This window comes from Sphingobacterium sp. WM, assembly GCF_029542465.1.
GTDB classification, from domain to species: domain Bacteria; phylum Bacteroidota; class Bacteroidia; order Sphingobacteriales; family Sphingobacteriaceae; genus Sphingobacterium; species Sphingobacterium cellulitidis.
This window is the reverse complement of the sequence record NZ_CP120709.1, coordinates 583,946-605,529: the sequence shown is the minus strand read 5'-3', so window position 1 is coordinate 605,529 and position 21,584 is coordinate 583,946. Positions and strand designations below refer to the sequence as shown.

21 protein-coding genes are annotated in these 21,584 nt (G+C 37.1%); 12 read left to right on the top strand and 9 right to left on the bottom strand.

Annotated features, from left to right (window positions below; translation table 11 throughout):
• Positions 1-2: 2 nt before the first annotated feature.
• The 5 genes from PZ892_RS02630 to PZ892_RS02610 all read right to left on the bottom strand — a co-directional run bounded on the left by PZ892_RS02630 (position 3) and on the right by PZ892_RS02610 (position 3,270).
• Positions 3-740, bottom strand: a complete 738-nt coding sequence (locus tag PZ892_RS02630) for a LytTR family DNA-binding domain-containing protein (RefSeq protein WP_182498058.1) — start codon at positions 738-740, stop codon at positions 3-5.
• A gap of 153 nt (positions 741-893) precedes the next feature.
• Positions 894-1,304, bottom strand: a complete 411-nt coding sequence (locus PZ892_RS02625) for an EVE domain-containing protein (RefSeq protein WP_094255471.1) — start codon at positions 1,302-1,304, stop codon at positions 894-896.
• A gap of 42 nt (positions 1,305-1,346) precedes the next feature.
• Positions 1,347-1,697, bottom strand: coding sequence for a gliding motility protein GldC (gldC, locus tag PZ892_RS02620; RefSeq protein WP_182498057.1), 351 nt, complete (start codon positions 1,695-1,697; stop codon positions 1,347-1,349).
• A gap of 2 nt (positions 1,698-1,699) precedes the next feature.
• Positions 1,700-1,942 carry a hypothetical protein gene (locus PZ892_RS02615; protein WP_182498056.1) on the bottom strand — a complete coding sequence of 81 codons (243 nt, stop codon included), beginning with the start codon at positions 1,940-1,942 and terminating at the stop codon, positions 1,700-1,702.
• The gene (locus PZ892_RS02610) at positions 1,939-3,270 is read right to left on the bottom strand and encodes a DEAD/DEAH box helicase (RefSeq protein ID WP_094280328.1); all 1,332 of its coding nucleotides are present in this window, start codon (positions 3,268-3,270) and stop codon (positions 1,939-1,941) included. The genes PZ892_RS02615 and PZ892_RS02610 overlap by 4 nt, the downstream gene beginning before the upstream one ends.
• A 110-nt stretch (positions 3,271-3,380) precedes the next feature.
• On the opposite strand from PZ892_RS02610, the gene PZ892_RS02605 reads away from it, so the two are divergent.
• Positions 3,381-5,519: a S46 family peptidase gene (locus PZ892_RS02605; RefSeq protein ID WP_094255743.1), complete on the top strand. Its 2,139-nt coding sequence runs from the start codon at positions 3,381-3,383 to the stop codon at positions 5,517-5,519.
• Between the two features lie 127 nt (positions 5,520-5,646).
• Positions 5,647-5,829, top strand: a complete 183-nt coding sequence (locus PZ892_RS02600; protein WP_094255474.1) for a histone H1 — start codon at positions 5,647-5,649, stop codon at positions 5,827-5,829.
• Between the two features lie 326 nt (positions 5,830-6,155).
• Here PZ892_RS02600 and PZ892_RS02595 read toward each other — a convergent pair whose 3' ends face one another.
• Complete coding sequence (locus PZ892_RS02595; RefSeq protein WP_169715131.1) at positions 6,156-6,941, bottom strand: GLPGLI family protein; 786 nt, start codon at positions 6,939-6,941, stop codon at positions 6,156-6,158.
• Positions 6,942-6,949: 8 nt separating this feature from the next.
• The gene (locus PZ892_RS02590) at positions 6,950-9,736 is read right to left on the bottom strand and encodes an outer membrane beta-barrel protein (RefSeq protein ID WP_094280223.1); all 2,787 of its coding nucleotides are present in this window, start codon (positions 9,734-9,736) and stop codon (positions 6,950-6,952) included.
• 222 nt (positions 9,737-9,958) lie between these two features.
• On the opposite strand from PZ892_RS02590, the gene PZ892_RS02585 reads away from it, so the two are divergent.
• The 10 genes from PZ892_RS02585 to PZ892_RS02540 all read left to right on the top strand — a co-directional run bounded on the left by PZ892_RS02585 (position 9,959) and on the right by PZ892_RS02540 (position 20,361).
• Positions 9,959-11,329, top strand: coding sequence for a dipeptidase (locus PZ892_RS02585; protein ID WP_182498055.1), 1,371 nt, complete (start codon positions 9,959-9,961; stop codon positions 11,327-11,329).
• 70 nt (positions 11,330-11,399) lie between these two features.
• Complete coding sequence (locus PZ892_RS02580) at positions 11,400-12,137, top strand: lysophospholipid acyltransferase family protein (RefSeq protein WP_182498054.1); 738 nt, start codon at positions 11,400-11,402, stop codon at positions 12,135-12,137.
• A gap of 135 nt (positions 12,138-12,272) precedes the next feature.
• Complete coding sequence (locus PZ892_RS02575; protein ID WP_002996718.1) at positions 12,273-12,494, top strand: DUF2795 domain-containing protein; 222 nt, start codon at positions 12,273-12,275, stop codon at positions 12,492-12,494.
• A 121-nt stretch (positions 12,495-12,615) separates the two neighbouring features.
• Complete coding sequence (locus PZ892_RS02570; protein WP_182498053.1) at positions 12,616-13,092, top strand: hypothetical protein; 477 nt, start codon at positions 12,616-12,618, stop codon at positions 13,090-13,092.
• Positions 13,093-13,295: 203 nt separating this feature from the next.
• Complete coding sequence (gene trpD / locus PZ892_RS02565) at positions 13,296-14,285, top strand: anthranilate phosphoribosyltransferase (protein ID WP_182498052.1); 990 nt, start codon at positions 13,296-13,298, stop codon at positions 14,283-14,285.
• The gene (locus PZ892_RS02560) at positions 14,278-14,919 is read left to right on the top strand and encodes a phosphoribosylanthranilate isomerase (RefSeq protein ID WP_182498051.1); all 642 of its coding nucleotides are present in this window, start codon (positions 14,278-14,280) and stop codon (positions 14,917-14,919) included. The genes trpD and PZ892_RS02560 overlap by 8 nt, the downstream gene beginning before the upstream one ends.
• Complete coding sequence (gene trpB, locus PZ892_RS02555) at positions 14,897-16,081, top strand: tryptophan synthase subunit beta (protein ID WP_182498050.1); 1,185 nt, start codon at positions 14,897-14,899, stop codon at positions 16,079-16,081. Before PZ892_RS02560 ends, trpB begins: the two co-directional genes overlap by 23 nt.
• Before the next feature lies 1 nt (position 16,082).
• Complete coding sequence (trpA, locus tag PZ892_RS02550) at positions 16,083-16,841, top strand: tryptophan synthase subunit alpha (protein ID WP_094255482.1); 759 nt, start codon at positions 16,083-16,085, stop codon at positions 16,839-16,841.
• 345 nt (positions 16,842-17,186) lie between these two features.
• A complete protein-coding gene (locus PZ892_RS02545; RefSeq protein WP_182498049.1) occupies positions 17,187-17,636 on the top strand; it encodes a hypothetical protein in 450 nt (149 codons plus the stop codon).
• A 58-nt stretch (positions 17,637-17,694) separates the two neighbouring features.
• Complete coding sequence (locus PZ892_RS02540) at positions 17,695-20,361, top strand: TonB-dependent receptor (RefSeq protein WP_182498048.1); 2,667 nt, start codon at positions 17,695-17,697, stop codon at positions 20,359-20,361.
• Positions 20,362-20,407: 46 nt separating this feature from the next.
• Here PZ892_RS02540 and PZ892_RS02535 read toward each other — a convergent pair whose 3' ends face one another.
• Together PZ892_RS02535 and PZ892_RS02530 are read right to left on the bottom strand one after the other, a co-directional pair.
• Positions 20,408-21,004: a Maf family protein gene (locus PZ892_RS02535; protein WP_182498047.1), complete on the bottom strand. Its 597-nt coding sequence runs from the start codon at positions 21,002-21,004 to the stop codon at positions 20,408-20,410.
• Complete coding sequence (locus PZ892_RS02530; protein ID WP_094255486.1) at positions 21,004-21,522, bottom strand: HAD hydrolase family protein; 519 nt, start codon at positions 21,520-21,522, stop codon at positions 21,004-21,006. Before PZ892_RS02530 ends, PZ892_RS02535 begins: the two co-directional genes overlap by 1 nt.
• Positions 21,523-21,584: the final 62 nt, after the last annotated feature.

Genomic DNA, 21,584 nt, shown 5'->3' with positions numbered 1-21,584 from the left:
CATCAGAATGATGTAAATAACCTATCCATCAATTGCTTTTTTTTATTCGGAGATACTTCGATCTCGGAACCATCTTCTAACTCTACTGTTCCTCCCTCCCCTTTTCTATATTTAACGACATAATCCAGGTTCACGATGACACTCCGGTTTACTCTAAACAATTGGGTATTCTCTAATAACATTTCAAATTCCTTTAAGGTTCTGGAAACGATTATTTTAGATAAATTATTGAGGTAAAAAATACTATAATTACTCATCGCCTCAATTCTTAGGATATCATCTTTTCTCACCAAGTGGATACCTTCAGCTGTAGGTAAAGCAATTCTACTGGTATGGAGGTGATTTTCGTTGGAATCGGCCTTTTTCAGTTTAACCTTTTGGGAAATCCGAAGTTCAAGCTTAACCATTGCTTTTCGGAGTTCCTCATTATTAACAGGTTTCAAAAGATAATCCAATGCATTGGCTTTGAGTGCATCCAGAGTATAGATATTATATGCAGTCACGAATATGACTTCAAATTCAAATTGACCAAGTTTTTCGAGAAACTCAAATCCATTCATGAAAGGCATTTCAACATCCAGGAAAAGGATGTCACATTCTATTTTCGGAAGTTCTATCAGAGCTTCCTGAGGGTCATTAAATACAGCTTCTACTTGTAGCAATTCCTGGAATTCCTGCAATTTATGCTGCAATAATCCGCTTCCGCGAATTTCATCATCCAAAATTACTGCCTTTATCATACGCTGAACCACTGGTTATTAATAGTTTAGTATGTATAAAGTTATTTTTAATTTTTGAATTATCAGATTAGAATGAGCGAAGTCTGCTTTTTAGATTATCAATAAGGTTAGGTATTGAGCAAAAAAAACTCCCGATTGGGAGTTTCTTATATTTTATTCAGCATTGCCGAGTTGGACGATACGGTCAAACTCTTCAGCTTTTAAAGGCATTACGGAAAGTCTTCCTTGACGAACCAAAGCAATATCCTGAAGTAAAGGGTCGGCTTTGATGGTTTCCAAGGTAACTGGATGTTTAAAGGTTTCGACTGGAGCCAGGTCCACGACTACCCAGCGTTCATCTTCAGTAGTAGGGTCCTGGTAGAATTCTTTGATTACCTTCGCCAAGCCAACGACTTCTTTACCCTCATTACTATGATAATAGAGAACCAGATCTCCTTTTTTCATAGCTTTCAGATTATTTCTGGCTTGATAATTACGAACTCCATCCCAGAAAGTTTCCCCATCCTTGTTAAATTGTTCCCAACTATACTTAAATGGTTCAGATTTCACTAAAAAGTAATCCATATTATATTTACATTTTGCCAATTACGGAATTGGCGGATTCAATTAATTTTGTTGTTCTAAGATTTCCATCTTATCGGCATAATGAGCACAATAATCGCGTAAATCACCGATAATCTTTTCAGCCATTGGGTCACCGCCAGATGATCTTAGGAAAGAATCTCCTAAAGTTTGTAGGGTTTCATAAAAGAAACGTTTCATTTCATCATATGGCATATCCTTCGTCCAAAGGTCAATTCTTAAAGAGTTTTTATATTGGGCGTCCCAAAGAGCTAAGAACATAGCTTTTGCGGGAAGCACTTCTGTATTTTGTCCATCCGTTGAACTCCACTGAATAGTATCAGGCACATTGTTATCATCTAACTCGATTTGGAGTTTGATCTCTGCTTTCTTCATATCTAAAACTGTAATTTTATTAACATTGAAACAATTCCCACGACCAGAATAAACCCTATTTGCATCATCCATAATCGCTGTACATTCTTGGTCCATAAACGGAAAAGGATGTCTACGACAATTAATACAATGGATAAAATAAGAAGCATTCCCCAAGAGAACAAAGGTTTTTCACCGGTTCCCATTTCAGAGACTGCCCATACCAAAATACAAGCTAGTGTTATATTCAGAGGGGTTAATTTCATCTCTTTTTCCCTGGTTTATTGTTCCCTTTATTTCCAGGTTTTGCTTTTCCACGGCTTGATTTTCTGGCGTTGTTCGCTTTTATCACATATTTCTTTTCGTGGAAGGCACCTTTGAAATCAGGGTCATCTTTTTTCTTCTGATTATCTATTTCCCTAGCGATGGACTGTTTTTCATCGAAAGGTGTTTTTTCAACAATGACATCCGCCGGCAATTCCTTGACAGGAATAGATTGACGGATAAGTTTTTCAATTTTTGAGATGTAATATTCCTCAGCAGGATTACAAAATGTAATGGCATCTCCGGTTTGGAATGCTCTACCTGTACGTCCAATTCGATGTACATAATCCTCGATTACGATTGGCACATCAAAATTAATCACGTGACTGACTTGAGAAACATCTAATCCTCGAGCAGCAACATCCGTTGCCACCAAAATCCGTACTTCACCATCTTTAAAGGCGTTGATGGAGTTAATTCTGGTATTCTGCCCTTTGTTAGCATGAATTACCCGAACATCATCAGGACCATACTTACGTTCCAAGAAAGAATATACTCTGTCAGCAACAACCTTTGTTTTACAAAAAACGATGATTCTATTGAAGGTTTCATCATCTTTAAAGAAATGTTGCAATAAATTGATCTTTGTTTTCAGATTTGGAACATGATACAGTTCCTGAGTCACTGTTTTTGCTGGAGTTGCTTGTTCCGTTACCTCAATAACGGTTGGAAAAGCCAAGAAGTCACCGGCGATTTTTCTAACCAGTTCACTCATTGTCGCTGAGAACAATAAGTTTTGTCTTTTTCTAGGGACAATTTCAAGGATTCTATGGATTTTTCCAATAAATCCCATGTCCATCATTTTATCGGCTTCATCCAGAACGAGGAATTTCAAGCTTTTCACATTAATATCCCCTTCCAGATATAGATCTAGGAAACGACCTGGAGTAGCGACGATAATATCGCAACCATTTTTAAGGAGTTCTTTTTGGGTTTTAGGTCCCAAACCGCCATATAGAAGCACGGTTCTAAGATCTAAATAGGTTGAGAACTGTTTAATATGTTCTTCAATCTGCATTGCCAATTCTCTGGTTGGGCTTAAAATTAAGGCTCTAGGATCATTTCCTTGGGCATATTTCAGCTTCATCAACATAGGTAGGACAAATGCAGCGGTCTTACCGGTTCCGGTTTGGGCAATTCCCATTACATCCTGTCCAGCGAGGATTGGAGTAATTGCTTTTTCCTGAATTTCAGTGGTGGTTGTATACCCTGCTTCAGCTATAGCATTTAGGATTTGCTTATTAAATTTAAAGTCTTCAAATGACGCCATCTCGGCAAAGATAGTTAAATCCAAGGACATGCATGGCGCTGATTTCCTTACAAATCATTTTGATTTGCGCATAAATTCCAGCAAATTTGTTTACCAATAAAAAGGTTGATATGAAAAAACTAGTATTACTATGTGTGCTAACGCTCGTTAGTACCTTCTCATTTGCAGATGAGGGCATGTGGTTCCTGATGCACCTAAAGCGTCTGAACGAAGCTGACATGCAAAAGAAAGGCTTGAAATTAACAGCCGAAGAAATTTATAGCATCAATAATTCCAGCTTAAAAGATGCTATCGTACAATTTAATGGTGGATGTACCGCTGAGATTGTATCTGGAAGTGGTTTAGTATTTACCAACCACCACTGTGGCTATGGTGCGATTGCTGAATTATCAACTCCTGAACACGATTACTTAACCAATGGATTTTGGGCTAAAAATCACAGTGAAGAATTAAAGCCTAAATCTTTATTCGTACGTTTTTTCGTACGTATGGATGATGTTTCAAAACGTATCTTGGGCTTAGTAAACGACAAGATGTCGGAAAAAGAGCGTGAGAAAGTAATCAATCAAGAGATTGCAAAAATTCAACAAGAAAACAGTGAGGGTGGAAAATATGTAGTTTCAGTTCGTCCATTCTACAATGGCAATGAATATTACTACTTCGTTTATCAAGATTTTACTGACGTTCGTTTAGTAGGTACTCCTCCGAGCAGCATTGGTAAATTTGGTGGTGATACAGATAACTGGGAATGGCCACGTCATACCGGCGACTTCTCGATTTTCCGTGTTTATGCTGATAAAGATGGTAATCCAGCTGCTTATTCAAAGGATAATGTTCCCTTGAAACCAAAAAGATTCTTACCAGTAAGTATCAAAGGATTCCAAGATGGAGATTTCTCGATGATCTTAGGTTACCCAGGTCGTACAAACCGTTGGATGAACGCAGCAGGTATTGACCAAAATGTAAACTACGCATACCCTGCATGGGTTGAAGCTTCAAAAGTAGGTATGGATGCCATGAAAAAATACATGGATAAAGACCAAGCTGTAAAATTAAACTATGCTTCTAAATATTCTGGAGTTGCCAACTATTGGAAGAATAGACAAGGAATGATCGATGCCTTGAAAAAACACAAGACAGCCGCAGCGAAGCGTAAGCAAGAGAAGAAATTCAACAAATGGGCAAACCGTGCTGAGAACAAGGAGAAGTATGGCAATGTTATAGCAGTCATCAATGATTACTATGCAAAAACAAATGATAAGGCGAGACAAGACAACTATTTAGTTGGTATGTTACGTTCTTCGACATTTGCAGCTATGCCAGCTTCATTAGGCGCTGGTCTAAAACAATATGCTCAGGAAAATGAAGCTAAGCGCAAAGAGATGGCTCCACGTTTGGAAGCATTTATTGCAGACAACTATGAAAAGGCTCACATGCCATTAGAGGTTGATGTTTTAGCAGATGAGTTAAACTTATATGCTGCAAAAGGTGGCGAAATTTCAACTTATGTTCGCGATATGGCGAGCAAAAACGGTGGAAACTTCCAATCGGATATTCAGTCAGCATTTGATAATTCTGTATTTGGTTCACAAGCAAAATTAGCTGAGTACCTAAAGAACCCTAAGGCAGAATTAATTGATTCAGATCCTCTTTACAAGTTATCCTCAGCATTGATGGATAAATACCGTGAGACTTCTCCAGAGGCAGAAAAAATGAACGATGAGTTCTTGACTGCATCCCGCAAATATATCGCAGGAGTATTGGAAATGGATCCAAATGGTAAATATTATCCGGATGCGAACTCGACTTTAAGATTGACTTATGGTACCATTCGCGCCCTTCCGAAAGATAAAAGAAACGATGCTAAGCAAAATTTTTATACCACATTGAAAGGTACTATTGCAAAATATAAACCTGGAGATGAGGAATTCGATTTACCTAAAAAGTTAATGGAATTATATGAAAATAAGGACTTTGGACGTTATGCTGATAAAGCAGGTTATCTCCCAGTTAACTTTTTAAGTGATCAGGATATTACCGGTGGTAACTCAGGATCCCCAGTTTTAAATGGTAATGGAGAATTAATTGGCTTGGCTTTTGATGGAAATATTGAAGCAATGGCAGGAGACGTGATTTTTGATCCTAAGTTGCAACGCACTATTTCGGTTGATATCCGATATGTTCTTTTCATAATTGACAAGTTTGCGGGAGCACAAAACATTATTGACGAATTGAAAATAGTAGAGTAGATGCCACAAAAAAGGCGTTTATAACACAAAAAAACATTTTAAAATTCGCATTGTTTGCTTTCCTTTTGTATATTTATGATATATTAGAGAATTAATTAAGAAAAACTAAAATTATATTAATTAAAAAATGGAAAACTACACTAAATTAAAAGAGCTAGTAGCTTCAATCGAAGCTGACGCAGAAAAATTCTTCAATAATGGAAACTCTGCAGCAGGAACACGTGTTCGTAAAGGGTTACAAGAAATCAAAACTTTAGCTCAAGACATTCGTAACGAAGTTACTTCGAAGAAAAACGATTCAAAGAAATAATTCGTTGAATTAGAGCATAAAAATCCCGGTTTTAAAAAGCCGGGATTTTTTTTTGTCTTCAACCATGATTTGGAGGATTTGAGGATGGGCCAGGAAAATGGGGGAAGGATATGGTCTGAAAGTCGAAAAACTGAAACGGGAAACGCTATTTGGGGATAGGCAGGAAGTCTAAATACTAAATACTAACTACTAATTACTAAAATAAGGGACAGGCAGGAAGTCTAAATACCAAATACTAACTACTAAATACTAAGAAAAGAGCCAAATAAATTTGGCTCTTTGCATCATCATTAATTGAGTTACTTAATATATAAAATTTGTTGGAATTAGAGCAGCATGGCAGCCATAATTAGGCTGAACTGTTTGTCGGTCATCCAGCGGCCGAAGATTTCTTTAAAGCGAACTCTGGCTTCTTCGCGGGTCATGGTTTCAGCTTTCTTTTTGAAAATATTGGAGTTGACCGTTGTAGCAGTCATCTCAACCTTGGTGGCGTAGATGTTGAAGTGTTGCTCTGGAACTACTAGACCTAGAATCATACCTGGCAATCCATGTACGGTACTTGGAGCAGCAGAGGTAGGGATTTGGTCAGTATAGAAAGCAACGACGTACACAGAGTCTAAAGTGACTCCATTGGCTCTTCTACAATCATAGCCTGCAATGTTTCGATACTCGTTGGTGATTTTCCATTTCACATTGGTCAAAGAGTCCTTTATGTTGACTTGAGATCCACCCATTTCCATGGTCAATAAGGATTCATTCTTATCCAAATTCTGATAGATCTTAGCACCGTAATCCAATAATCCCATTCTCAATAAATTGGAAACTAATTGTGACTGCTCCTTTTCTACGGGCTCTACACTGATTTCAGGACCACTAAATGAAAGCTTCTTGGTTAATACCGCTGTTTCAGGAGCTTTCGTCATCATTTCTTCAAAATACTTTTTGGAGAAATTATCATCCTTTAAAGTTTGAAGATGTCTACGCATCAGATTCTTGACGTGAACCGTTTTATCGTAAGTGATTACCCCTTGCTCAGGGAAAAATGCGTATTGTGCCTTAGCAAATCCAACACTTAAGATTGCTAATAATATGGTTGTGATAATATTTTTCATTTTCATAATTACTCAGCTCCTTTCATTGATGTAAACTCCCAAGTCAATTTCAACATGTAATATCTAGAGATATTATTGAATGTTTGTTGGGTAAATCCTTGACCAGTCTGTCTTCTGCTAAAGCCAACATTCTGGTTAAATAAGTCATTCACATAGAAGTTAACAGTCAGGTTTTCATTCTTCATGAACTTCTTCTGTATTCCTGGATTAAACTTAAGACGGCTGAAATCTGTTGGTAATGTTTTTGTCGCAGCTTCATATTCGAAATTGATCTCTCCAGTAAATTGAATCTTGGCTGGTAGGTAATAAGTGTATCTACCGTAAGAATCAAAAGTAAAACCTGAGGAGTTCAATTCTGGATTTAAAGTTGTTTCCATCACTCTGTACCCTGGAGAAAAACTGATATTAAAGTCAAATCCCTTGGTCGTACTTTTTTGAAAACCAATATCTCCACTGAATCCATAGCTGATATTTTTATTTTCTTCAAATTCATTAGGATTCGCAGCATTGGTTAAGTCCTTGATTTTATTATAGTAATTATTCAAGTTACCATTTGCACCAAGGCTCATTTTGATCTGATGCTTTTTGATAAGATCGAAGAAATATCCACCGTATAAATAACCGTTTAACATGGCTTTGTCCGAGTTCACATAGTACATTTCACGACGTGAAGAAGGGTAAATTACCACATCTGTTTGAATTGCATCTAAGGTTTGAGTCAAACCAATTCCAGAATAGATATTCTTACCTTTCAACATATCATAGTAAAAATAGTTCAGATTGAAATTGTTGGATACTGATGGTTTTAATTCTTCATTTCCAAAATACTGGTTCATTTGATCCTCATTTTGTCTAAGCGGTTGAATCTGGAACAAAGAAGGTAATGAATTTGATCTGTTATACGACAAGTTCAATGACTTTGCTTTTGAGAAATTATATCTGAAACGTGCTCTTGGGTTGTAAGTCAAGTAATTTCTGCTCATTTCATTATTCTGCAAGTTATTTTTCTGATACATATCATCATGTCTGATATTGTTGGTCAGATTGAACTCGATTTTTTCAGCCTTATAGTTAAAGGTTAGATTAGCTGCATTACGAACGGTATTGAAGTTAAAATCATTACTGAAGATATCATCAAACTCTGTGTAATTACCATCAGCATCTTTATTATAGGCACTATTTACCGAATGTGCTTTTGAGTTGGTGTATTCATATCCTAAAGCCATATTGATTTTCTTGGAAATAGGTTCTGAATATGTTGCACCAGCCATAATAGAGCTAGTATTCGACGTGTTATCCTTAAACTGGTCAACCAATTGTTCCTGGTTAGTAACTTTATCTACCAAAGAAGAGTTTAGGAACATATCCGTTTCAGACTTCCCATTATTTCCAGTGAACTTCATACTGAATGAACGACCTTCTTTAGCGAATTTCCTAGTGAAGTTTGCATCGTAATTGAAATCATTACTATTGGAAGTGATATCTTGTGTTCTATCATTTTCCGATCTTAATACCCCATCCAAATAACTTTCCCCTTTCAAAGAAGTGTTATTTTCATTTTTCATTTTCGACGCTGCAACACGTAAGGTCAAGGTCGTTAACGAGTCGATTTTATAATCATATTTGGTATTAAAACGGTGTCCTAAACTTTTGGAAGCATCTTGATTACTGTTTTCAGAATAGGAAAGACCATCTTTTAATGCTGTCTGATTAATGGAATTGGTGGTCACTTCATTTTCTGCTAAACCATATTTATAGTTTAAGTTCAGTTTATGATTTTTTTCTTTCCAAGCATCCATGAAGGAAACACCAGCTGTTAATACGCGAGGTTGTCCTCTATTGGTATTGTTGAGAAAGCCCCCACCACCAGTTATCATAATTCCACCATCATCAAGAACAGTAACATTACTATTATCAATACCAAATTTTTCAGCTTCACGCCAATCTAAATCCGTTGTACCATTATTTGAGGTAATTCCGAAAGCAGAGATTTTCTGAGAACCTTTGAACTTATTGACAGCAGCTTTACCCATGTAATATCCGGATTTATTATCCAGACCGCCGCCACCTTCTAATAAGCCAAACATTCCGTTTTTAGCGTCTTCTTTTAATTTAACATTAATGGTTTGTATGCGTTGGCCATCATCCACCCCAGTACGTTCAGCTTCTTCGGATTTCTTTTCAAAAACCTGAACTTTATCTACCATATCCGAACGAATATTCCGGGTTACCAATTTCGGGTCATCCCCAAAGAATTCTTCCCCATCGACCAGTACTTTTTCAACGGTCTTACCTTGAGCCGTGATTTTACCACTCGCATCGACTGAAATCCCGGGTAGAACCTTTAATAGATCCTCCACCTTGGCATTCTTCTCGGTAGTAAAGCTGGAGGCATCGTATTCTACGGTATCCCCTTTGATTACGATTGGAATTTTACCAGTTACCAAAACCTCTTCGATTAAGTTGGCGGCACTTTGTAAACCGATTTCACCGAGGTTTTTGTTGCCGGAGCCTTTATTAATAGTTTCAAAAAAGTCTCCGAATTTGGGATAACTCACAATGAGCAAATAATCCGAAGTATCAGGATTATTTAAGGTGAATTTACCATCTTGATTAGCACGTGTAAAGTCGACCAAAATGGAGTCTCTGGCATGCAAAAGCATGACTGATGCGTTAGTAAGTTTTGTTTTGTCAGTTTCATCAACGACTGTTCCCGTGATTTTGGTCTGGGCAAAACTTGCAAGTGAAAATAAACCGAAGGAAAGGCTTAGAATTACTTTGGTTAGTAGTTTCATAAAAAAGTTAAAGTTTCAAATCAAATAAAGGCAAAGCTAAATTATCACTATTGTGAGAAATAAAAGGAAAATGTAAAGTATTTAACAATCATTTAACACAAGACCATTAAGAATGAGTTTTCATTCATTAAAAATTTCTAAAATAATATGTCGGAGGAAGAAAGGAAAAGTTACATCATTTGTAAAAATATATTTCATTACCTTTGTAAAAACACTTTTGAAATGCAAAAAATCAAAGACTATGTAGAAGCAAACAAAGATCGCTTCTTAGAAGAATTATTTGAATTACTGCGCTTTCCATCAGTTAGTGCTGACCCACAGTATAAGGAAGGTGTACTAAATACGGCAGAATTTGTAGCTCAAAAACTTAAGGATGCTGGCGCAGACAAGGTAGAAATTTGTCCTACTGCAGGTTATCCTATCGTATATGGGGAGAAAATCATTGACCCAAGCTTACCGACAGTTTTAGTTTATGGACACTATGATGTTCAACCGGCAGATCCTATTGAATTATGGGAGACTCCACCTTTTGAGCCTACTGTTCGCGATGGTAAAATTTATGCTCGCGGATCAGCGGATGACAAAGGACAATTTTACATGCACGTAAAAGCGTTCGAATACATGATGAAAGAGAATGAATTAGCATGTAATGTGAAATTCATGATCGAAGGCGAGGAAGAAGTTGGTTCAGCGAACTTAGGCATTTTCGTGAATGCAAATAAAGAGCGCTTAAAAGCTGATGTAATTGTAATTTCAGATACATCTATGATCAGCTTGGAGAACCCATCCCTAGAAACTGGCTTACGTGGTCTTTCATATGTAGAAGTTGAAGTAACTGGTCCAAACCGTGATTTACACTCTGGTGTTTATGGTGGTGCAGTTGCCAATCCAGCGACTATTCTTTCAAAAATGATTGCTTCCTTACATGATGAGAACAATCATATTGCTATTCCAGGTTTCTACGATGATGTATTGGAATTGACCGATGCAGAGCGTAAAGCATTGAATGAAGCACCTTTTGATGTTCAAGAATATGAGCAAGACTTAGGAGTTCAGGAATTATGGGGTGAAAAAGGTTTCACTACGATTGAGCGCACAGGTATCCGTCCTACTTTGGAGGTTAATGGAATCTGGGGTGGATATATCGGAGAAGGTGCAAAAACTGTATTGCCATCGAAAGCATTTGCTAAGATTTCAATGCGTTTAGTTCCTAATCAAAATTCAGAGCGTATCACTAAATTGTTCAAAGAACATTTTGAGAAGATTGCTCCTAAATCAGTAAAAGTAGAGGTTAAACCGCATCACGGAGGTGAGCCAGTGGTTACACCTACAGATAGCATTGCTTACAAAGCAGCTGAAAAAGCATTGGAAGATACTTTCAATAAAAAACCAATCCCTACAAGAGGTGGAGGATCAATTCCAATTGTTGCTCTATTCGAAAAAGAATTAGGAATTAAAACTGTTCTTTTAGGATTCGGTTTAGATTCAGATAACCTGCACTCTCCTAATGAGAAGTACGGAATCGAAAACTACTTGAAAGGAATTGAAACTATTCCTTTATTCCATAAATATTACGCGGAATTAAGTAAATAAAATAAAAAGCTTCACAATCGTGAAGCTTTTTATATTTTTATACCATCGCAAAACGATGTTATAGGAAGATATGTTAATAATTTTAAAGAAAATCCATAGGTTATTATATTTTATATCTGTCCTATTTTTCTTTTCATTAAGTTTTCCCATTCTCTATTTCCTTTCAAAAAATCCGATAAAGCATTATTCGGCGATTGTTTGGTTTCGCAAATGGATATCCATCCTGAGTGTACATTTAGTTGGAATACGGTTCAAAATCCATTATGAAGAACCGGTAGACTGGTCAATTCCCTATATCATTTGCCCCAACCATACATCCATTCTCGATATCACGGCATTAACTTATTTATGTCCGCAGGAATTTTCGTTTGTTGGAAAAGTTGAATTGCTAAAGAATCCTGTAACCCGGATATTTTTTAAATCCATAGATATTCCTGTAAACCGAACAAGTAAGATATCGGCATTTAAGGCTTTTAAACGGGCGACAGAGTTATTGAAAGAAGGAAAATCTGTAGTTATCTTTCCGGAGGGGAAGATTGATGAGGAATATCCACCTAAACTTCATAGTTTCAAAGCTGGGGCATTTAAGATGGCCCTAGAAAACCATACTCCTATCCTACCTGTAGTCATTCATAATGCCTGGGAAATATTGTTTGATGATGGTGCCAGGTTTGGCTCCAAACCCGGAGTGATTCATATCTCAGTCCTTAAACCAATCAACTATCATCCTAGTCAAAGTCAAAAATATGATTCCATTGAAATGGAAGTTTATGAGAAAATGAAAAAAGTTTGGAATCAGGGACATTAATTTTACGAATTCTTTTATTTTAATAAACTGAATTACTGCAAGATAAGGTTATTAACAAAGAATTAAAGATAATTTACTTGCATTAGTTAAATTAAATATTATTTTTGCGAAAACGTGAAACTTAATTAAAGAGATATGTATTGGACACTTGAATTAGCTTCTCATTTAGAAGACGCTCCATGGCCAGCGACAAAAGACGAATTAATAGATTACGCTATTCGCTCAGGAGCACCAGTTGAAGTAATTGAGAATCTTCAGGCGTTGGAAGATGATGGTGAACCTTATGAAAACATTGAGGAAATCTGGCCAGATTATCCAACAAAAGATGATTTCTTTTTCAACGAAGACGAATATTAAAAATCGGTATAGAAAGCGCCTTGATGAAGGGCGCTTTTTTGTTAATGCTTCGTAAATTAATGCAATGGATTAATCCTTTTGTTATTTATTTGGTCAATAGAACGACAATAGAAAATAAAGAATGAAACATTATTTAATTTATTTTTTCCTTTTATTAACTCCTATCCTATCATTTGCACAGCATGAACATGAGGAAGAAGAAGAACAAATGGAAAGAAATTTTAACAGTCTCGATATTGCAACGGATTTTATTTATGACCTAAATAATAAGGAAATTCCTTTGGATGTAATTTTGAGTAAATGGGTCATAGTTGAGGAACCTTCGGATGAATTATATGACTATCTAGAAGTCAGCTTGGAGGAAATCCGGTTGAACCTGACCAGTAAGAATATAGATCAGATTGAGATCAAAAACTACAGCCAATTACCGCGAAAGGAAGTTCGCGATATCGACCCAGAGGGTTTGAATGTCAATGACATGTACTTTATATATTATAAAAATAGATTGGTTACCAGTATCTATGTTGAAGGCGACAAGATCGGATCATTCACTTTGGTTTCCAAGGGAGATGAACGCGCACATTTTGTCCTATATTAACAAATAATCATTTTTTCTTAGGATTTCTTGCAATTATCAAAAACATCTAGGATATTTGTTAAACTAACGATGAATACAATTCAATTCAATACAACTTGGTGGTGGCACAACAAATAATGTTGTGGCAAACACCTATTGGTTGAATTAAAGAACTAAATAATAGTGGGCTTGCCTTGTTGGCAAGCCCTTTTTTATTACAAAATATGAAAGAAATTCTAGCGCATTTATTTGAATATAAGTCCTTCAGCAGAAAGGAAGCTTATGACATCCTGACCAATATTGCTACCGGGAAATATGATAATCATCAGATAGCGGCCTTTATGACCATCTATGGAATGCGCAGCATCCGGGTTGAGGAATTGGGTGGCTTCCGAGATGCGATGTATGACCTTTGTAATAAGGTTGATTTTAACGGTTATGAACTGATTGACATGTGTGGAACGGGTGGTGATGGCAAAAACACTTTCAATATTTCAACCTTAGCCTCATTTGTGGTGGCTGGAGCAGGATATCATGTTGCAAAACATGGGAATGTGGGCGTATCATCCAGCTGTGGGTCTTCAAATGTGATGGAATATTTAGGTTATACTTTCACAACAGATAAGGATGTTTTGGAAAAACAGTTGGAGACCTCCAACATCTGTTTTCTACATGCGCCATTGTTTCATCCAGCGATGAAAACCGTAGCTCCTATTAGAAAGGCATTGGCTGTAAAAACCTTCTTTAATATGCTTGGCCCATTAACCAATCCTGCAAATCCAAAGTTTCAATCCGTAGGTGTTTTTAGTTTAGAACTTGCACGTTTATATGCTTATCTATATCAAAATACCGATAAACAATATAGTATCATGCATGCTCTGGATGGTTATGACGAGATTTCCTTGACTGGAGATTTCAAGGTGATCAACAATCAGGGTGAAAACTACTTTACAGTTGATGAATTAGGATTTACGGCAGTTGATGCGAATGACCTAGCAGGCGGAGATAGTATCGAAGATGCTGCAAAAATATTCAGGCAGATCATTGAAGGAAAAGGAACAGATATTCAAAACAATGTCGTATTGACAAATGCAGCTTTCGGGATTAAGACATTCCACCCAGAGAAAAGCTTTGGCGATTGTTATTATGAGGCTGAAGCCTCTTTGTTGGGGCTAAAAGCATTGAACAGTTTTAAAACATTAGTTAATGCCTAAAGAATTTTTGATCAAGGTTTGTGGAATGAAGGAGCCAGATAATATCTTACAGCTCCTAGAACTTCCTATCCACTATATGGGGCATATTTTTTATAAGAAATCAGCTCGATATGTTGGAGACCTAGAAAACCTTGATATTTCAAAAAACATTAAAAAAACAGGAGTTTTTGTAAACTCGAGTATTGCGGAGATTCTGGAAAGTGTAAATAGGTTATCCCTGAAAGCCGTACAATTGCATGGGGATGAAACAGCGGAAATGGCATCTGCCCTAAAGTCCGAAGGATTGGAAGTGATAAAAGCTTTTGGAATTGATGAGGAATTCGATTGGAAGCAATTGGAATCCTTTGTGGACCATGTGGATTTTTTCCTGTTTGACAGTAAGAGTCCGGCTTATGGCGGAACAGGAAAAGCTTTTAACTGGCAAAAGCTGAAGGAATACCCTTTCGAAAAACCATATTTTTTAAGTGGAGGGCTATCCTTGGAGAATCTTGAGGAAGCCATAAACTTTGAAGATAAAAGATTAGTAGGTCTGGATTTGAATTCGAAGTTTGAAATCGAGCCAGGTCTTAAAGATATTGAAAAATTAAAATTAGCATTGAAAACCATACGAAATGAGCAAATATCAAGTAAATAATAAAGGATACTACGGACCATTTGGAGGGGCCTATATTCCTGAGATGCTGTACCCGAATGTTGAGGAATTGCAACAGCAGTATTTGGAGATTATGGAAGATCCTTCCTTCAAGCAGGAATTTGAGTACTTATTACGTGATTATGTAGGCAGACCTTCCCCCTTATATCATGCTCAAAGGCTTTCGGAAAAATACAATGCGAAGATTTTCTTAAAACGTGAGGATCTAAACCATACGGGAGCACATAAAATCAATAATACCATTGGTCAGATTTTGTTGGCAGAGCGTTTGGGCAAGAAGCGGATTATTGCGGAAACCGGAGCAGGCCAACATGGAGTTGCGACAGCGACAGTTTGTGCTTTGAAAGGTCTTGAATGTGTGGTTTATATGGGTGAAATTGATATTCAGAGACAAGCACCAAATGTTGCCCGCATGAAGATGATGGGGGCAAAAGTTGTGGCAGCGACTTCTGGAAGTAAGACTTTAAAAGATGCAACCAATGAAGCTTTGCGAGATTGGATCAATAATCCAGTGGATACGCATTATATAATTGGTTCTGTGGTAGGGCCACATCCTTACCCGGATATGGTTGCTCGCTTTCAATCTATTATTTCTGAGGAAACCAAGAAACAACTTTTAGAGAAAACGGGGAAGACGACTCCTGATATTGTGATGGCATGTGTTGGTGGTGGTTCAAATGCAGCGGGAATGTTTTATCATTTCTTGGACGATGAGGATGTGCAACTGATAGCGGTTGAGGCTGCGGGTCATGGGGTTGATAGCGGAGAGTCGGCAGCAACAACTGTATTAGGGAATGAAGGGGTATTACATGGTAGCCGTTCGATATTGATGCAGACAGAGGATGGACAGGTGATTGAACCTTATTCCATTTCTGCAGGATTGGATTATCCTGGTATTGGACCGCAACATGCATGGCTATTTAAATCGGGGCGCGGAACCTACGTGAGTGCAACAGATGATGAGGCTATGCAGGCAGGATTGCAATTGACAAAACTAGAGGGGATAATTCCTGCCATCGAAAGTTCACATGCCTTGGCTCACTTGGAAAAGATGAACTTCAAGGGAGATGAGACTGTTGTTATCTGTCTTTCAGGACGTGGCGACAAGGATTTGGATAATTACATGAAATACTTTGGCTTTTAATATGATACAATTAAATAAACAAGCAAACGGATTGCTTTCCATATATTTTACAGCAGGCTACCCATCATTGGATAGTACACTAGATATCGCTGAGGCTTTAGAAAAAGCAGGTGCTGATTTTTTAGAAATTGGATTCCCGTATTCTGATCCTGTTGCTGATGGTCCAACCATTCAACATAGTTCAGAAGTAGCATTAAAAAATGGCATGACCTTAAAGGTCTTGTTTGAACAGTTGAAAGATCTTCGGAAAAGGGTTTCTATCCCTGTTTACCTCATGGGTTATGTAAATCCTGTTATTCAATTTGGTGTTGAAAATTTCTGTAAGGCCTGTAAAGAAGTTGGTGTTAATGGTACTATAATCCCTGATTTGCCGATGTATGAGTATGAGGAATTGTATCAAGGCGTTTTTGAGGAGAACAATGTTAGCAATGTATTTCTGGTAACTCCACAAACTTCAGAGGACCGCATTCGCAAAATTGATTCACTTTCCACCAGTATTATCTATTTATTATCCTCGAATGCAACCACAGGAACGAAATTAAATGTTCAGGAGCAATCAGAGACGTATTTTAAAAGGATCAAGGATATGGATTTGAAGAATCCTATTGTGATAGGGTTTGGGATCCATAACAAAGATACCTTTGAGAAGGCGACTAAATATGCAAATGCTGCCATCATTGGAACTGCCTTTGTTAAGTTATTATCAGAGGAAGATTATTTAAAAAAGATTCCGGAATTTATAAGTTCGATAAAAGGATAAGAAAAAGGGGATGAAATTTCATCCCCTTTAATGTGTTCATTTTTGTCTGAATTTTTAAGCTCATCAAAAAATTCATGGCTTAGAGATATCAAAAAGCCATGAATTAATATTAATTAACTCTTCTCAGAATTTTGTTGAATAGGAAAATTACCAAGATTCCTGCTGATACAAGACTTACCAAGCCAAAATATAGCAGATTTGGATGTGCAGCTATTGTTTCCATAAAAAAAGGTTTATAAAGTACTAAGTCAATTCTAATATAAATAGTGTGAATTCTTTTGACAAGAAAAATTTACAATTAATTATCCACATATTAATATTGAGTTCCTTATATTTGGGGTCGTCATGAGAAAAATTGTAGCCATATGCTTACTATTGATTTATTCTGTATGTAGTACAGGAGCTAGTATACATATGCACCATTGTGGAAAAAGTACTCAATTTTCTGTTTTGGAGGAAGCTAAAGTATCACATGACAGTTGTCCGATGTGTATAGATTTGCATAAAGATCATGACCATTCTCATGATGAGAGCAAGTCACAATGTGAGGACGACCATTCTTGTAAAGATTCCAAGGTAGATTTAGAACTGACTTCTGAGAATGACCAAACCCGGTCTAAGATGTTGTTCGGAAGTATTTTTGACTTTTCACCAGCCATAGTTTTAATTCCATGGATTTTAAACCAATGGGAATTAGTCTTAAATGAAAAGCCTGAGGAACCTCAACCTTTCAAGCCCGCCTTATTCGCGGAAAACCACTCTGTATATCTTATTAACTGTAGTTTCATCATTTGATTATTAATAATCTCAAAATCGAGTTTGAATTTTTTGAATTATTAATAACAATGATATAATGCACATTTTTAGATATTTATTCGTATTTATTTTTATTGCTGTGGGCACAGCTGTGAATGCCCAAAACACGACAATCACTGAAAGCTTCAAAGTTTCTGGTAATTGTGCCATGTGTAAGAAGAGAATTGAAACTGCTGGAAAAGATGCCGGTGCTAAATCTATTGATTGGGATGTACAATCAGGAATGGCGAAGGTAAGCTTTGATTCTAGCAAAACTTCATTAGACAAGATAAAGCAGGGAATTTCCGCTGCGGGCCATGACACTAAAGAGTTTAGAGCTCCTGACGCGGTATATGAAGAGCTACATGAATGTTGTCTCTATACGAGAATGGACGCTGAAGAAAATCATCAGCATGATGAACATGCTGATCATGATCATTCTGAAGAAGGTCATTCCCATGAGGGTGAAGAACATAAGCATGATGAGGATGGCGGTCATAACCATGATCACGACCATGAAGTCACTGGAGTTGTGGTTAATGAAAATGACAAAGGTGATTTAACTCCAATTGCTGAAGTCACTATTTTTTGGGCGGACAACCCTTCAAAAAAAGTAAAAACAAATGAGAACGGTGTGTTTAAAATCATGCACCAAAAGCCTTATAGAAACCTGGTAATTTCCCATGCGAGTATGCAAGGAGATACTATTGAGGTTAAGAATCTGCATGAGGTATTGGTCGTTCAAGCTAAGAACAATCGACTTCAGGAGATTGTCATCAGTAAAAAACAGAAATCTAATTACATTTCGAAGCTGACTCCTAATCGAGTTGAGACCATTACAGCAAAAGAACTTTTCAAAGCAGCATGTTGTGATTTAAGTGAGAGCTTCGAGACCAATGCTTCGGTTGACGTGGTGAGCAGTGATGCTGTAACGGGAAGTAAGCAAATTCAGATGCTAGGTCTTGCTGGGATTTATACGCAAATGACTGTAGAAGGTTTACCAGGGCCAAGAGGTTTTGCCGCGCCATTGGGATTGAACAGTATTGCAGGGACTTGGATCGAAGCCATTAATATCAGTAAGGGAATCGGTTCTGTAGCCAATGGATTTGAAAACATGGCTGGACAGATTAATGTGGAACTTAAGAAACCTCATAATAGCGAGAAGTTGTTTTTTAATGCCTACGCCAATAATATGGGACGTACGGATATTAACCTGAACTTAGCCCATCATATCAATGAAAAGTGGTCAGTTGGATTATTATTACATGATAACTTCATGTATAATAAAAAGATGAACTTCAGTGATAATGGGTTCCGAGATATGCCTGTGGGTAATTTGTTCTCCGGTGTTAATCGTTGGCATTTTGAAAATGGCAAAGGAATCATTGCGCAATTTGGAATCAAATTTCTACATGATGATCGTGTTGGTGGACAGATTGATTTTAATGAAAGCACTGATAAATTCACGACCAATAAATACGGATTAGGATTCAAAAACCAACGTATTGAGGGATTTGGTAAGCTAGGCTATGTATTCCCTACGAATAAACACCGTAGTATCGGCTTGCAATTATCTGCTAGCCAATACAAACAAGAAAGTTTCTTTGGATTGAACTCTTATGATAATGAACAGAATTCATACTATGCCAATCTATTGTTTCAAGACATCATAGGTGATGTTGCCCATAAATATAAGGTTGGAGCTTCAGTTCAATATGATAAATATGATGAGGACCTGAAACGCATTAATTCTAGCGATGATTTCGACTACAACTTTGGTAGAAAGGAAGCGGTATCAGGAGTTTTTGCAGAATATACCTTTAGTCCTAGTGAAAAATTTGATGCTGTTTTAGGGATTCGTCAAGATTACAACAATCTTTATGGTTGGTTTACCACACCTAGGGCAGTATTGCGTTATGAGCCTATACTTGGAACAACCCTTCGTTTGAGTTCAGGAAGAGGACAACGCACGGCGAATATCTTTGCTGAAAACTTAGGAATATTTGCATCTAGCCGTAGTATCGCAGGCTTAGCAAATCTAGCCAATGGCGAAGGAGCGTACGGGTTAAAACCAGAGGTATCTTGGAATACTGGGTTTACTATTGATCAAAGCTTCCAATTGTTCGGAAGAGAGTCTGGAGTATCGGTAGAATTATTCCACAATAATTTCCAGAATCAAGTGGTCGTTGATTTTGAAAATCCCCGTGAGGTATCTTTCTACAATCTTGATGGTAAATCCTATTCAAATAGTCTTCAAGCAGAATTCAGGTTTATGCCTGCAGCACATTTTGAAGCAAGAATGGCTTACCGTATGTTGGATGTAGAGACTGAGTTCAAATCAGGCAGCTTGCAAAAACCATTGACTGCGAAACACCGTGGATTTATGAATCTAGCTTATAATACCCACTCAGGTTGGCATTTTGATTATACCTTGAATGTGGTTGGTAAGAAGAGATTACCAAACACGAGTAGCAATCCGGTAGAATATCAATTAGCAAATTATTCTGATGCTTATGTTACGATGAACACTCAGGTGAGCAAAACCTTGGGTAAGAATAAAAACATAGATATCTACATTGGTGGGGAGAATTTGAGTAATTTTTACCAAAAAGATCCTATTCTAGCTTTTGACCAACCATTTGGACAACATTTTGATACCAATATGCTTTGGGGACCAATTGCAGGTAGAATGTTCTACACTGGAATTCGTTATCACATTAAATAAATTTAATTCAATGAAAAAGGCGGGAAATATTCCCGCCTTTTTTTGGTTATATACCAAACATTTTCTTTAGTTCTTTCTGCAATCTGGCAGTTGGTAGTCCAATTACATTTTCATAAGAACCTTCAATTCTTTCAATGGCAATCCTACCTATCCATTCCTGAATTCCATAGGACCCTGCTTTATCCAGTGGATGATAATGATCCACGTAATAATTTATTTCCTCGGTACTTAGCTTATTGAACCAAACTTTAGTTTCTTCCACAAAGGAACAGACTTGGTCTTGATACTTTATGGCTACCGCAGTATAGACCTTATGATCATTCTCACTGAGTCCAGCAATCACCTCTTTAGCTTCAGCCTCATCTTTAGGCTTACCAATAACAGCAAAATTATGATCAACTACAATGGTATCTGCACATATAATAAGCTTATCATAATAAGAAGGCTCATTAAATGCTGCAAGCTTTGCTTCAGCAATATGTTTTACAATTTCAATCGCTTTTAATTCGGGATCAAAGGATTCATCAGTCTCCCTAACCTCAATTGAAAAATTAAGATCCATTGACTTAAGAAGCTCTTTACGTCGAGGAGATTTGGAACCTAAAATGATTGGAATTGATTTTAATCTATCTTGGATAATCATTAAACACTTTTTATTTCAGTTTGAACACCCCAACGCCCCTTAAGTTTTAAGATTTTTTCCAGGACATCGCGCACAACTCCTTCACCTCCATTTTTTGGTGACATATAGTGGGAAATGGTTTTGATATCATCAACAGCATCATTTGGACAAACGGCAACTCCTACCACCTGCATAACCTCATAATCAGGCATATCATCTCCCACATACATTAAGTCATGTAAATTCAATTGATACTTTTCTGTCAGTTGATTGAGGACATCCATTTTATTTTTCACCCCTAAATGGATCTCAGTAATTCCCAAGCCTTGCAGTCTTTTTCTAACCCCTTCAGAACTACCACCAGAGATAACCCAAATATCCAAGCCCATTTTGATTGCTAATTGCATAGCATATCCGTCTTTAACAAAAAAGCTACGCAACTGCTCCCCGGCTTCGGTTACTAGTAACCGGCCATCTGTCAATACACCATCAACATCTAATACGACTGCTTTAATCGCAGCAAACTTCTTTAATATCATATTTAATCAATATGTTCAAAATTAAATAAATTATAGAGACGAATTTCTTTAAAACTTAATTC